Below are 13,481 nucleotides of genomic sequence, written 5' to 3'. Positions count from 1 at the left end.
TACCTGGGGGCACCCACGCGCACCCAAGTATTCAAGTTCGCGCGCGCTGGCTGATGCCCACCGCGAACGACAGTAGCGCCGTGGCGGTGGCCAGGACCGTGGTGTCCGCGACGTCATGCGTCACGTCCACCTCGACGAAGTCCGCGGACACCACCGCAGGGTGCGCCCCGCACCGCCGCACCCCGTCGAAGAGCTGGCGGGGCGTCATCCCACCCGGGCGTGACCCCGGGCACGCCGGGGCGAAGGCGCGGTCCAGCACGTCGATATCGACGTCGACGTGGATGGCGTCGCACCGCGATGCGAGCTCCTCGAGCGCAGGGCCGACGACCGCCTCGATCCCGGCGTCCTCGACCTCCGCCATCGTCACGACGCGGATGCCGCGCTCGTCGCACCAGTCGCGGTACTCGCGCGAGTTCGCGAAGGTGTGGATCCCGATCTGCGCGACGTGGTCACCCGCAAGCCCGTCCTGTATCAGCATCCGGACGGGACTGCCGTTGCTCGGCTGACCGTCGGCGCGCTCGCGGACGTCGTGGTGCGCGTCGAAGGTCAGCAGTCCCATCCGCTCCAGCGGCGTCTGGTTGTTGCCCTTGACGAGCGGGTGCGTGACGAGGTTGTCGCCGCCCAGGTAGGCGTAGACGGGACCCACCGGGAGAGCACGCACGGCGTGCTCGATGGCCGCGACGGCCTCGGCAGGGTCGAGTCCGGTCAGCGGCAGGTCGCCGACGTCCGCTGCCGCCAGCTCGCGCAGGTCGGTACCGGACTCGCCATCGAACGACGCCAGCCGGTGCAGCGCCTCCCTCACCGCCGCAGGCGTCCGCCACGCCTCCGACGGACTGAGGGAACCGGACGACGTCGGCAGCCCGACGACCGCCAGCCCCACGTCACCAACGGGGTCGGACTGGAGCCACTGGCCTGCCCGGGGCCAGAGAGGATCCTCGATGGTCACCTTCGGACCTGGGCGTCCGCCTCGATCTCGATGCGCCAGCGCGGATCGAGTAGCCCGGCGACGACGATCATCGTCGCAGCCGGCTGGACCCCCTTGAACAGCTCGCCGTGGATAGCGCCGACCTCGTCGGCATCACCCGCGTCGGTGAGGTACATCCGCGTGCGGACGACGTCGGTGATCCCCGCGCCGACCTGGCCCAGCGCGTCGGCGATGATCTCGAAGCAGCGTCGCGTCTGCACCCCCACGGCGGGATCGCACGAGGCGTCCGGCCACACCGGCCCGGTGCCGCCGACGTGCACGACCTGGCCCACCCGGAGCGCTCGGCTGAAGCCGTAGCTCTCCTCGTACGGCGAGGCGGAGCTGGCGCGGGAGATCTCGGGCGGGGAGCGACGCATCAGGTGCGCCGCTTCACGAGTCCAGCGGCGATGCGACGGGTGATGGCCGTGGGGGTGACGCGACTCACCGCGGCGGTGACGCGGTTGAGTCCGCCGGGGACGATGACGGTCCGACCGGAAGCGACACCGTTGAGGGCCGCCGTCACCACATCCTCGGGTGACTGCCACAGGGTGCCGGGTACCCCACCGGTCTCGACCTCGGCGCGGTCCTGGAACTCGGTGCGCGTCAAGCCGGGAGCCACGCACGACACCGTCACGGGGCTCGTACGCAACTCGTTGGCGACGGCCTCGGTGAAGCTGAGAACGAAGCTCTTGGTCGCCCCGTACGTCGCGAAGAACGGATCGGGCTGGAACGCCCCGAGCGAGGCGACGTTGACGACCCCCCCGCGTCCCCGCGCCACCATCGCTGCCAACGCGGCGTGGGTCAGACGGACCAGGGCGATGACGTTGAGCCGGATCTGTGACTCCTCGGTCTCGACGTCCAGCTCGTGGAAGCGACCGTGGGTCCCGAACCCCGCGTTGTTGATCAGCAGGTCGACGGGACGGTCCTGGTCGCGTAGTCGCAGCTCCACGCGCGCGAGCTCGTCCTCGACGGTGAGGTCGGCTGCGAGGACCTCGACGGACACGCCGTGACGATCCTCCAGCTCGGTCGCCAGGTCCTTCAGCTGGGGCTCCGTGCGCGCCACGACGACGAGGTCGCTGCCCTCGGCGGCGAGGTGCTTGGCGAACGAGCGGCCGATCCCTGCCGACGCGCCGGTGACGAGCGCGCGGCTCCAGTCGTTCGGGCGGGACACGGCGAGCCCTCCGGTGTGTGCACGCCCACGCTAGCCGAGCGTCCTGTGCGGCTGCTCCCAGTCCGGTGCATCCGGACGGCCGACTCGTGCGTGTGATAGGAGACGGCAGTGGAGGCAGCATGGTCGGTGGGGAGCAGACCGTGGCGGTGCGGTGGAGGCGGGCTGAGCCGGTCACGGCCGATCTCGAGGCGTTCTGTACGCGCGAGTACCCGCGGCTGGTGGCGGCCCTGCACCTGTACTGCGGTGACCGGCACGTCGCCGAGGATCTCGCGCAGGAGACGCTGGTTCGGGTGTGGGATCGCTGGCCGCGGGTGTCGCGGCTGCAGTCCCCGGGAGGCTGGTGTCACCGGGTGGCCCTCAACCTCGCCCGTTCCCACCTGCGGCGTCGCACCGCCGAAGGCCGCGCGAACCGTCGCAGCCACGACCCCGCGACCGACGTGGCGCGTGATGCTGACGTGGCCGACAACCTGGCGGTCGCGGCGGCCCTGGCATCGCTCACACCGCGGCAGCGGGAGGTGCTGATCCTGCGCTACTACCTGGGCCACTCGGTGGTCGAGACCGCAGCCCTGCTGGATCTTCCGGAGGGAACGGTGAAGAGCCACTCGACGCGAGCCATCGCGGCGCTCCGCCACCGGTTCGGGGTCGTGCAGCTACCAGGGGAGGAGCGATGAACGACGTGCGCGACATCCTCGAACGGTACGCGGCCCAGCCCACCGAGCCCCTCGACCTGGGGCGGATCGCGCAGCGAGCCGGTGCTCGCCGGCGGTGGCGACGCACCGCGAGCATCGGCACGACGCTCGGGGTTGCAGCGTTGACCATCGCCGTTCTCGCAGCTGCGTCGTCCCTCCCGACGCGTCCTGCGGTGGTCGGCGGCGTTCCGGAGACGCCCGTGATCGAAGAGTCGACCAGGCTGGTACCGGGATCTGGGCCCGGGAGCGGGGGCGCGGTCGAGAGCCCCAGCGAGCCGTCACCGAGCCTGGAACGGACCGCGACCCCGAGGGTCAGCACGCGCGTCCCGTCGCCCGATCCGGCGCCACCGCTGATCGCCCCGGTCCGGCCGGGTGCGGACGCGAGTCCGACGACCCCGTCGCCCCGCACCACGCCAGCGCAGCACGAGGGTTGCCGCGTCGAGGTGGGCGACACGCCCTGCACGTACGTGGCGACCCGACCCGGCGGGTACGAGGCGGACGGGGACGGCAACTGGATGATCACGATCGAGCGCGGCGAGGAGACCCTCATCTTCGCGGGCGAGGTCAACGACCGGTGTGGTCCGACCGGGACGATCCAGCCCGGCGACCGCGTGACGGTCGATAGCGGGCGAGGCCGGACACCGGTGGTCGTCGAGTTCGGCAGCCACAGCTTCGTCGCGGCGGGCACCGACTGGGGTACGTGGTGCTGACCGCCTGCGTCGCCACGAGCGCGAAGCCACGCGGACCTCGGCGTCGCCCCGAACCGCTCACGCAGGTCAGCGCAGCGCACCGACCGCTGCGCCGACGGCGGCCTCGAGCGCTCCGTCATCGATCAGCCTCGCGATGTTCTCGATGTCATCGCTGATGACGCGATCGTCGGTCAGGGGCTCGACGACGGAACGGATCGCCGTCAGCGCCGCGTTGGTACCCGTTGCGGAGCCCGGCTCGCGGTAGCGCAGCCCCTCTGCGGCGCACAACAGCTCGACCGCGAGCACGCGGGCGGTGTTGTCCAGCACGGTCCGCAGCTTGCGGGCGGCTCCCCAACCCATCGAGACGTGGTCCTCCTGGCTCCCCGAGGTCGGGATGCTCTCGACACTGGCGGGGTGGGACAGGACGCGGTTCTCGGCGACCAACGCTGCCGCCGTGTACTGAGTCAGCATGTAGCCGCTGTTCACGCCGGGACGGGCGGCGAGGAACGGCGGCAGCCCGTTCGACCGCTCGGGATCGAGCACGCGATCGGTGCGGCGCTCGCTGATCGAGCCGAGCTCGGTCGCGGCGATCGTCAGGAAGTCGAGCGCGAACGCCAGGGGCTGGCCGTGGAAGTTGCCGGCCGAGATCACCTCGCCCCGGTCGGGGAAGACGATGGGGTTGTCGACCACGGCGCCGAGTTCGCGCTCGAACACGGCATCGCCGTACGCGATCACATCTCGCACCGAGCCGTGGACCTGCGGGGCGCAGCGGAGGCTGTAGGCATCCTGGACGGCATGCTCGAAGTCGTGGTGGTGTGACGCGACGATCGGGGAGCCGTCGAGGAGCCGCCGCACGTTCGCGGCCACGTCGGACTGGCCCGGGTGCGGGCGGAGGTCGTGCACCCTCGGATCGAACGGCCGCACCGAGCCCATGAGCGCCTCGATCGACAGCGCCACGGCGATATCGGCTGCCACGGCGAGGCGCCGGATGCGGTGGGCGGCCAGGACGCCGAGGGCGAGCATCCCCTCGGTGCCGTTGAGCAGGCTCAACCCCTCCTTGGCGTGCAGCCGCAGCGGCTCGAGTCCGTGGTCGGCGAGCGCGTCGGCCGCGGCTCGAAGCTCCCCCCCGTCCATCACGGAGCCCTCGCCGATCAGCGGCAGCGCGAGGTGAGCGAACGGCTGCAGATCCCCCGACGCCCCGACGGAACCCTGCTCAGGCACCACCGGGAGCAGGTCGCGAGCGAGCAGCGCCGTCAGCAGACGGACGACCTCGGGGCGGACGCCAGAGTGGCCCTGCGACAGGGTGCGGGCGCGGAGCAGCAGCATGGCCCGGACGATCCGGGGAGGCAGCGGGTCGCCGACACCTGCTGCGTGACTGCGCAGCAGCGACACCTGCAGCGCCTCCGCCTCGGCGCGAGAGATGCGGGTCGAGGCGAGCGCCCCGAACCCCGTCGTGACCCCGTAGACGATCCGTTCCGCGGCCAGCGCGTCGTCGACCACGGCACGCGCCGGAGCGAGGCGCGCGTCGAGATCGTCGGCCAGCCGGACCGTGGCGCGTCGGTCCGCGACCGCCACGACCTGCGCAGCCGTCAGTCGTGTGCCGTCGATGATGACGTCGATCTCGTCCACGTGCAGCCTCCCTTCAGCCCGCTTCGCCGCCCGTGAAGGTGAACCGGGCGAGTCGCACGCTCGGCGTGTGCACGATCGCCTCGCCGAACTCGGAGGCGGCGAAACGCGCGTCGTCGGCGACCCCGAGCACGTTGCCGGGTGCCAGCGCCACCACCGATGACTGGGTGAACCGCAGGTCACGGACCGCAGCCCCGAGCTCGCCCCCTCGGATCCGCAAGACGCCGTTGCGTGTCAGACCGGTGATGACCTGCGTCTTGGGATCCAGCTCCCTCACGTAGTTGAACGTCGTCACGTACAGGCCGTCGTCGACGTCCGCGATGAGGTCCTGCACGGATCGGTCGCCGGGGCGGACGAAGACGTCGGTCGCCAACGCGCCCCACATCGCCCCGCCCGGCAGTGCGTGCCCGGTGGACGCGGCTCCTGCCCGGTTCGCCGTACGTCGATCGTGGGTCAGGGCCTCGGTGACGCCATCGCGGACGAGGTGGAGCCGGCGCTTGGGGGTCCCGTCGGCGTCGAACTGCAGACCGACCGCACGCGCATCGGTGGCGTCGTCGACGAGATCGATCAGCGGGTCGAACTGCTGCTCGCCGAGCCGCACGAACGACTGCCCCTCGAGGTACGCCTTGGCGTTGAAGCCGTCGTAGATCAGGAAGCTCACCATCTCGGCGACGCACTCCGGGGCGAGCACCACCTCGTAGGCACCCGGCTCGATCGCACCGGGGTCACGTCCGCGTGCGGCGGTGTCCGCCGCGCGGGCGCCCAGCTCCGCGCCGTCGAGGTCGGCGACGCTCCGCGTCGTGGCGTGGGCGTAGCCCGCAGACGTGTCGGTGCGGTGGATGCCGTCGGCGGTCGCCCGGCGGTACGCGCCGGATGCGCGCCGCCCGTGGCTGTTGAGGTACACGCCGCGCACGTGGTCGGTGTCCACGTAGCCCGCCGCGTTGGTCCCGTCGGCACCGGCGTCGACGAACTCCGCTACGACCTGGGCGCGGGCGTCGGGGTCGATCTCGGGTTCGGGTGAAGGCGAGGCGGTCGGCTCGTCGACCGGGCCGCCCAGACCGGGCCAGTCCGGGTCGACCGGGACGAGCCCGGCGGTGGCGATGGTCCGTTCGACGAAGGCGGTGAGATCATCTGACCTGAGCGCACCGGTGATGGAACTGGAGGCGACGCGCCCCTCCGCGGCGATACGCAGGTCGACCGTGGTCGTGTCCTCGGAGACGTGCTGGTGGATGAACGAGTTGGCGAACCGGGTCAGGCCGTGGATGCGGCGGCTGACCCTCACCTCGGCATCGACCCCGGCGGCGAGGTCGAGCACCTGCGCCGCGATCGCCTCGAGGTCGGGCTCCTCCGAACTCACGCGCCCACCCCCACACGCACGTTGTGGAAGCGCGCCGGCGAGGCCATGTGGCCGGTCCACATGGTCTGCATCGGCTGGCCCTTTCCGCAGTTGGGCACGCCCCACGCTCGCCACTCGGGCTCGCCCGCCAACCGGTCGAGCCCGGCCCAGAAGGTCGGGGTGATGCCGGTGTAGGTCGGGTTGCGCAGCATGCGTCCGCGGCGACCGTTCTTGATCTCCCAGCCGATCTCGCAGCCGAACTGGAAGTTGAGGCGCCGGTCGTCGATCGACCAGGAGCGGTTGGTCGCCATCAGGATCCCGTCGTCGGTGTCCGCGACGATCTCCTCGAGGCTGCTGTCACCGGGGAGCAGCCCGACGTTGGTCATGCGCACGATGGGCAGCCGGTTCCACGACTCGGCACGGACCATGCCGCCCGGTGCGACTCCCGCCAGGTGGGCGCTGTCCCGGCCGGTCAGCGCCCCGACCCACGTCCCCTCGTCGACGATCCGCACACGCTGTGCCGGCGTCCCCTCGTCGTCGAACCCGTAGGTCGCGAGCGCGCCGGGCAGGGTGGAGTCGGCCACGATGTTCATGAGCGGCGATCCGTAGCGCAGGCTGCCGAGCTGGTCGAGGTCGAGGAAGGACGTGCCCGCGAACGCGGCCTCCCAGCCGAGGATGCGGTCGAGCTCGATGGCGTGGCCGACCGACTCGTGGATCTGGAGCGCGAGTTGGCTGCCCTCGAGGATGACGTCGGTCTCGCCACTTGGACACAACGGCGCCGTGAGCAGCGCCTCAGCCTCCTCAGCCAATCGGGGCGCGTTGGCGACGAGGTCGAAGCTCCGGATCACCTCGAACCCGCCGGCCTCGTACTGCCCGAACGACTGCGGGTAGCTACGCCGCTGGCTCTGCTCCTCGTCGGCCGTGATCGCGTCCATGCCACCGCCGGTCCGGACGAGGTGCTGGCTGATGCGGTGGCCCTGGCTCGAGACGAACCAACCGCGGGTGTCCCACGATCGCACCGAGGCACGTGCGACCTCGATCGCGGCAGCCGCTCGCATCGCGGCCGTGGCGGCGATCAGTAGCTCGGCCTTGTCGGTGACGCTGACGTCGAACGGGGCCTCGACGACCGGGGTCTGGTAGTGCGCCTGGTGGACCTGGACGTCGGCTAGGTGCAGAGGCGGTCCCGGGACCCGTGCACTGGCGGCCGCCACTGCGGCCGCGCGGGCACCGATCTCGCCGGCCTGCACCTCGGTGGGATCGGCCGCTGCGGCGAACCCCCACGACGACCCGACCAGCGCGCGGACGCCGAGGCCGCGGCTCTCGTCGTGATCGACCGACTCGACGTGCTCGTCCCGAACGCCGATGTGCTGGCCTCGTTCGTGAGTGAACCGCGCATCCGCGTACGTGGCACCGGCAGACAGAGCGGCCTCGATCGCGGTCGCCGCGAGGTCGGCGCCGGCTGGATCCATCATGGCTCCCACGGGGGTGGACGGGAGACGATAGCGATTGGGTCCCCGGCGTCCCGAGCCGCCGAGACCGCGCTCTGGGTGGCGGGCCGCTTGCCACGTCTCATCGACGGCGCGGAGGCGCCGTCGCCAAGGGAAGGTATGGCACGATGGACGCGATACCGGGTCGGAGGACCGTTGAGCCGCATCGATATCGACGCGCTCGAGGAGGAGTGGGACGAGGACGGGGGCGTCCGGGGGCCGCGTCGTCGGATCAGCCGGACGGCTCGCGAGAAGCTCGCTCGCCTCGAGATCGGACGCGTCACGATGGTGGATCGGGGGCGGGTGACGGTCCTGCTCGGCGAGCGCGAGGTGCAGGCACGTTTCGGCGGGACCATGCGGGGCGAGAAGGTGGCCGTAGGCGACCGCGTCCGCGTCAAACCCGCACGGCGGGTCAGCGACACGCCCCGCGTCGTCGAGCGCCTCGACCGTGACACGGTGCTCGCTCGCAGCGCCGACGACACCATCGACGAGGAGCGTGTCATCGTCGCGAACGTCGACGAGGTCGTGGTCGTGATAGCCGCCGACCACCTCGATGCCGGTCGCGGTTTCGCCGACCGGGTGCTCGTCGCGGCCGAGGCCGGGGGACTCGACGCTGCCGTGTGCGTGAACAAGATCGACCTCGTCGGCTCCGGTGTGGAGTCCGAGGTCGAGGCGGTGGAGGACCGCTACGGGCGGGCGGGCTACCCCGTCCTGCGGACGAGCGCGCTGACGGGGGAAGGTGTGGAAGCCCTCCAGGAGCGGCTGGCGCACCGCTGGACCGCGTTCACGGGCCACTCCGGGGTCGGCAAGTCGTCGCTGTTCAACCGTTTGGTCCCGCACGCGCTTCACGAGGTCGGCGAGCTCGGCCGGTACGGTGGTCGCCACACGACCGCGCGTGTACGGGCGCTGCGGGTGCCCGGGGTCCCTGGTGCGTGGGCGGTGGACACACCGGGAGTGCGCTCGTTCGGGCTGGCGGCGGTGCCTCCCGAGGAGCTGGCGGACCTCTTCCCCGAGCTGCGTGACCTCGACTGCGAGCTCGACGCCTGCCTCCACGCCGGTGACCCGGGCTGCGCGCTGGCGGAGGCCCCGGATGCGGTGCCGGGCGACCGACTCGAGGCGTACCGGCGCCTGCTGGCCGCCCTGCAGAACCCCACCTCGGAGACGTGAGAGGGATCAGGCGCGGGCAGGGGGCGTGACGCGGACCGGTCTCGAGGTCACGAACGCAGCCAACCTGCGGGGGGTGCAGCGTCACCGTCGAAGGGCGGTCGGGTCTCCAGCGCGGCGAGCAGGGCACGCACGCCATCGACCGCCGCCGCTGGTAGCCCGGGGGCGTCGGGGTCGACGTGAGCGAGGAACCGGCGCAGTGAACGCGCCCCGATCCCGGCGGCGAGCCAGCGTGGGGTGAGGACGGTCACGGGGCCTTCTGCGACCAGCAGCGTGTCGAGCGCCTCGTGCGCGAGATCGACGTTGAGCTCCCCTTCGAGCACCACCTGTCCGGACGCACCGACAGGTCCAGGCTCGACATCGAGACCGAGCGCCTCGAGCTCATCGCACAGACGGGCCGCACCGCGGTCCACCCGGATCCGCAGCGGGACGGTCGGAGCCCGCAGGATCTCCGGTCGGGGCCGGATCTCGGGATGCAGCACCACGCGCTGGATGCCCCTGACGGGGACCGTGCCACCTCCGACGCGCGCGCCCTTCTCGTCGACGTGGACGATCCACAGCATCAATCCGTGCGGAGCCGTCACGTAGGCGCGCGGCACCCCCGTGACGATGGCGTCCGTGCCGCGACGCTCGTCGTCGTGGTACAGCTCCACGACGCCGTTCCGATCGAGCGCAGCATCGAGCGTGGTGAGCACGTCGCCACGGACGTGGTCGAGGTCGACCGCGGGCCGTCCGGGCGGGGCGATGTCAGGCAACAACCCGTCCAGCACGATCGTCGCCGCCCCGAGGCCGTCGAGGGCTGCCTTGGCGTGGCCCAACATGCGGCGCTGCACCTCCGACAGCGCGGCGAAGCTCTCCACCAGCCGGTAGGTATCGCTGAGCTCGTCGTGCTCGATCGGCAGCGGGAGGTGGCCGCCGCCCCGCTTGCCGTGTCCCCGCAGCTCGTCGTAGCGGTTGCGCCAGTCGTCGCCGCCGACGTAGCCGGCGGCCGCGCGCATCGCCTGGAGGAGCTCGAGCTTGCTGGCGGGGCCGGCTGCGAGACGCCGCAGCAGCGCCATCCGCTGGCGCGCCGGCACGTTCACTCCGCCCTGGGCGTCGGGGTCGGGGCGCGGGTTCGCGCGCACGTACGCCGCGGCGCGTGCGCGTGCGAACTCGGTGTCCGCACCGTTGCCCGTCGCCCCGTGGCCATCCCAGGCGAGTACGTCCTCACCCTCGACGGAGATGGTGCGGCCGTCGACCTCGGCCTTGACCTTCAACGGCTCCCTCCGGCGCCGACGGTAGCCCGTCATGCGATCGTGCGTGGCCGTGCGGACCGGCCGTCGAGGCAGAGGGCGGAGATCGGTCGTGCGGGGCGGTCGGTCGTGCGGGTCGGTCGAATGGGGCGGTCGGTCGTGCGGGTCGGGCGCCCGGCTCGGTCGGTCGTGCGGTCTACCCTCGGGTCGACCCCATCCGCGGAGGACCCGACGTGACCGTCGACGTACGAGCTGGCCGTGACATCCCCGATGAGGTGGCGGAGTTCCTCAAGAACGCCGGGGTGCTGATCATCGATGGTGAGGAGCGCCCCGCATCTACCGGGGCCACCTTCGAGACCCGCGACCCCGCGACGGAGGACGTCCTCGCCGAGATCCCGCGCGCCGGCGATGAGGACGTCGCCGCAGCCGTCGCGGCGGCACGCGGGGCGCACGACGAGGGTCGGTGGCGCGGTCTGCCGCCTGCGAAGCGAGGGCGGATCCTGCAGAAGGTGTCCGACACGCTGGCCGAGAAGGCGGACACGCTGGCCTGGGTCGACACGCTCGACCACGGCAAGCCGGTGGGTCACGCCAAGGCTGAGATCCTGTCCGCGTCGAACTGCTTCCGCTACTTCGCTGGATGGGTCGACAAGCTCTACGGCGAGACCATCCCCTCGAACCCGGGGCGCTTCGTCTACTCGCTGCGCGAGCCGGTCGGCGTCTGTGGCCAGATCATCCCGTGGAACTTCCCACTGCTCATGGCTGCGTGGAAGATCGCCCCGGCGCTGGCGTTCGGGAACACGGTCGTGCTCAAGCCCGCGGAACAGACGCCGCTATCGGCGGTGTGGCTCATCCGGCTGCTCCACGAGTGCGGGGTTCCGGCGGGCGCCGTCAACCTCGTCCAGGGCATCGGCGAGGAGGCTGGCGCGGCACTCGTCGCGAACCCCGACGTCGACAAGATCGCGTTCACCGGGTCGACCGAGGTCGGCAAGCAGATCATGCGCGTGTCGGCGGACCACCTCCACAAGGTCACGCTCGAGCTCGGCGGCAAGTCGCCGTTCATCGTCTTCGACGACGTCGACGTGGACACGGTCGCCAAGCGCGCCGCGTTCGCGATCTTCTACAACGCCGGCGAGGTCTGCACCGCCGGGTCGCGGCTGGTCGTCCACGAGCGCATCCACGACGAGGTCGTGTCGAAGGTGGCGGGGTTCGCTGAAGGGACCAAGGTGGGTCCCGGCTGGGCGGCGGACACACGCATGGGACCGCTCGTCTCCGCCGAGCACCTCGACCGCGTGTCTTCGTACGTCGATGTGGGTCGGTCGGAGGGTGCCGAACTCGTGGCCGGCGGGGCGCGCCCTGACGAGCTCGACGTGGGCTACTTCTTCCAGCCGACCGTTTTCGACCGCGTCGCGGTCGACATGCGCATCGCCCAGGAGGAGGTCTTCGGCCCGATCCTGGCCATCCAGACCTACGACGACGAGGACGAGGCGGTCGCGGTCGCGAACTCGGTCCCGTTCGGGTTGGCGTCGTCGATCTGGACCAACGACCTCGGCCGCGCCCACCGCGTCGCCGCCCGCATCCAGGCGGGCACGGTGTGGATCAACACCTACGGCGAGTTCGACGACGCGGTCAGCTTCGGTGGCTACAAGGCGTCCGGCATGGGGCGCGAGCTCGGCAAGCACGCCGCCGAGGCCTACACGCAGGTCAAGTCCGTGTGGGTCGCCACGTGAGCTCCCGCTCGGGGTGGGGCTCGCCACCCCCGCTCGCCCCGGCGCCATCCCCGAAGGACCTCGTCGTCGCACGCAGCGTCACCAAGCTCGGTCGCTTCAAGCGCATCGACCCCACCGAGGGCCGCGCTCCGTGGACGCGGTGGCGCTGGGGTGGCCTGCTCCTGTGGTTCTCGTTGGTGGGCGGCTCGCTGTGGAAGGCCTGGCGCCAGCACGGCGGCCTCCCCGAACCCCCGAACGAGACCTCCGACCCGGCCTGACCCGCTGCCGCGCGCGCCCGGGCGGGTCACGTGCGCGGTTCCGGGTCGTGCGGGGTCGGGGCGCGTGCGATGCTGGCCCCATGACGACGACCCAGGCCATCGACGCACGCCACCACGACCTCATCGCCGAGGCGATCCGCTACGCGGTGGGCGAGCGGTACCGACTCCTCCGTGAGGAGCAAACCGATGGCCCGACGCCCGGCGGCCAGACCGGGAACGGCTCGGAGCCGGGGGGCCTGAGCGTGGCCGACCTCTCGGCGCACGTGCACCTCAGCGAGAGCCACTTCCGGCGAGTGTTCCGACGCTGGACGGGGGTGCCGCCTCGGACGTTCCTGCGTCACCTCGCCGCGACCGAGGCCCGCGCGCTGCTGCTGCGCCGGACCGTGCTCGACGCCAGCGTGGACGCGGGGCTGTCATCGCCGGGGCGGCTGCACGACCTGATCGTGGACGTCGATGGGCTGACTCCCGGCGAGGCGCGGGGCGGCGGGGGAGGGGCCACCATCGCGGTCGGCGTGCACCCCACCGCCCTCGGACCCATCGGGGTCGGTGTGACCGAGCGGGGCGTTGCGGCGCTGCGCTTCCTCGACCGGGTCGACCGCACTTCCGCGGAATCGGGCAGCGACGAGGTGCTCGGCGCTTCCGCGCAAGCGGCGGTGCGGGAGAGCTGGCCCCAGGCACGCGTGGTCTGGGACCCGGACGCTTCCGCGGAAGCGGCGGACTGGATCCGCGGGGCGCTGGGGCGCTCACTGCGGTCATCCCCGCCGCGTCTGGTCGTGCGTGGGACGAACCTGCAGATCAAGGTCTGGGAGGCGCTACTGCGCATCCCGCCCGGATCGGTCGCCACGTACGGTGACGTTGCTCGTGCGGTCGGTCGCCCAGAGGCCGTGCGCGCGGTCGCGTCGGCCATCGGCGCCAACCCCATCGCGGTGCTGATCCCGTGTCATCGGGTGCTCCGGACGAGCGGGGCGCTGGCTGGTTACCGCTGGGGCCCGGAGCGCAAACGTGCCCTCCTCGCCCTGGAAGGGTAGCTCTGTGTAGCGCTATAGATGCGTTTCGTGAGAACGAAGCGCGCGAAACCGGCATGGTGCGCACGGGGCGCACGGAACCGTACCGGGCGTAACGGCACAGAGGACTCCGGC

At 71.8% G+C, this 13,481-nt stretch carries 13 protein-coding genes; 6 read left to right on the top strand and 7 right to left on the bottom strand.

The genetic code is table 11. The annotated features are described in order from the left end of the window. Nucleotides 1-31 precede the first annotated feature (31 nt). The 3 genes from KY469_12000 to KY469_11990 are packed head-to-tail and all read right to left on the bottom strand — an operon-like array spanning nucleotide 32 to nucleotide 2,135. Nucleotides 32-946, bottom strand: coding sequence for an agmatinase family protein (locus KY469_12000; GenBank protein ID MBW3663813.1), 915 nt, complete (start codon nucleotides 944-946; stop codon nucleotides 32-34). Further along, on the bottom strand, nucleotides 943-1,341 hold the full coding sequence (locus tag KY469_11995) for a RidA family protein (GenBank protein MBW3663812.1): 399 nt from the start codon (nucleotides 1,339-1,341) through the stop codon (nucleotides 943-945). The genes KY469_12000 and KY469_11995 overlap by 4 nt, the downstream gene beginning before the upstream one ends. After that, nucleotides 1,341-2,135 carry an SDR family oxidoreductase gene (locus tag KY469_11990; protein ID MBW3663811.1) on the bottom strand — a complete coding sequence of 265 codons (795 nt, stop codon included), beginning with the start codon at nucleotides 2,133-2,135 and terminating at the stop codon, nucleotides 1,341-1,343. Before KY469_11990 ends, KY469_11995 begins: the two co-directional genes overlap by 1 nt. Nucleotides 2,136-2,254: 119 nt before the next feature. Here KY469_11990 and KY469_11985 point away from each other — a divergent pair, with 119 nt between their 5' ends. Next, on the top strand, nucleotides 2,255-2,806 hold the full coding sequence (locus KY469_11985) for a sigma-70 family RNA polymerase sigma factor (protein ID MBW3663810.1): 552 nt from the start codon (nucleotides 2,255-2,257) through the stop codon (nucleotides 2,804-2,806). Then, nucleotides 2,803-3,534, top strand: a complete 732-nt coding sequence (locus KY469_11980; protein MBW3663809.1) for a hypothetical protein — start codon at nucleotides 2,803-2,805, stop codon at nucleotides 3,532-3,534. The genes KY469_11985 and KY469_11980 overlap by 4 nt, the downstream gene beginning before the upstream one ends. 66 nt (nucleotides 3,535-3,600) lie before the next feature. Here the strand turns inward: KY469_11980 and hutH are convergent, their stop codons facing one another. The 3 genes from hutH to KY469_11965 are packed head-to-tail and all read right to left on the bottom strand — an operon-like array spanning nucleotide 3,601 to nucleotide 7,944. Continuing rightward, a complete protein-coding gene (gene hutH / locus KY469_11975; GenBank protein ID MBW3663808.1) occupies nucleotides 3,601-5,142 on the bottom strand; it encodes a histidine ammonia-lyase in 1,542 nt (513 codons plus the stop codon). Nucleotides 5,143-5,155: 13 nt separating this feature from the next. Further along, entirely contained in the window at nucleotides 5,156-6,496 is a 1,341-nt protein-coding gene (locus tag KY469_11970) for a TldD/PmbA family protein (GenBank protein MBW3663807.1), read from the bottom strand. Further along, nucleotides 6,493-7,944, bottom strand: a complete 1,452-nt coding sequence (locus KY469_11965; protein MBW3663806.1) for a TldD/PmbA family protein — start codon at nucleotides 7,942-7,944, stop codon at nucleotides 6,493-6,495. The genes KY469_11970 and KY469_11965 overlap by 4 nt, the downstream gene beginning before the upstream one ends. 174 nt (nucleotides 7,945-8,118) lie before the next feature. Here KY469_11965 and rsgA point away from each other — a divergent pair, with 174 nt between their 5' ends. Next, nucleotides 8,119-9,129, top strand: coding sequence for a ribosome small subunit-dependent GTPase A (rsgA, locus tag KY469_11960; GenBank protein ID MBW3663805.1), 1,011 nt, complete (start codon nucleotides 8,119-8,121; stop codon nucleotides 9,127-9,129). 47 nt (nucleotides 9,130-9,176) lie between these two features. On the opposite strand, the gene KY469_11955 is transcribed toward rsgA, so the two are convergent. Continuing rightward, nucleotides 9,177-10,382, bottom strand: coding sequence for a hypothetical protein (locus tag KY469_11955; GenBank protein ID MBW3663804.1), 1,206 nt, complete (start codon nucleotides 10,380-10,382; stop codon nucleotides 9,177-9,179). Nucleotides 10,383-10,573: 191 nt separating this feature from the next. On the opposite strand from KY469_11955, the gene KY469_11950 reads away from it, so the two are divergent. From KY469_11950 to KY469_11940, 3 genes are all read left to right on the top strand, one after another. Beyond that, complete coding sequence (locus KY469_11950) at nucleotides 10,574-12,085, top strand: aldehyde dehydrogenase family protein (GenBank protein ID MBW3663803.1); 1,512 nt, start codon at nucleotides 10,574-10,576, stop codon at nucleotides 12,083-12,085. Further along, nucleotides 12,082-12,342, top strand: a complete 261-nt coding sequence (locus KY469_11945) for a hypothetical protein (GenBank protein ID MBW3663802.1) — start codon at nucleotides 12,082-12,084, stop codon at nucleotides 12,340-12,342. Before KY469_11950 ends, KY469_11945 begins: the two co-directional genes overlap by 4 nt. An 80-nt stretch (nucleotides 12,343-12,422) precedes the next feature. Further along, nucleotides 12,423-13,370, top strand: a complete 948-nt coding sequence (locus KY469_11940; GenBank protein MBW3663801.1) for a methylated-DNA--[protein]-cysteine S-methyltransferase — start codon at nucleotides 12,423-12,425, stop codon at nucleotides 13,368-13,370. The last annotated feature ends 111 nt before the right edge of the window (nucleotides 13,371-13,481 follow it).

The organism is Actinomycetota bacterium, assembly GCA_019347575.1.
GTDB lineage: Bacteria > Actinomycetota > Nitriliruptoria > Nitriliruptorales > Nitriliruptoraceae > JAHWKY01.
This window is presented reverse-complemented; position numbering and strand designations above follow the sequence as displayed.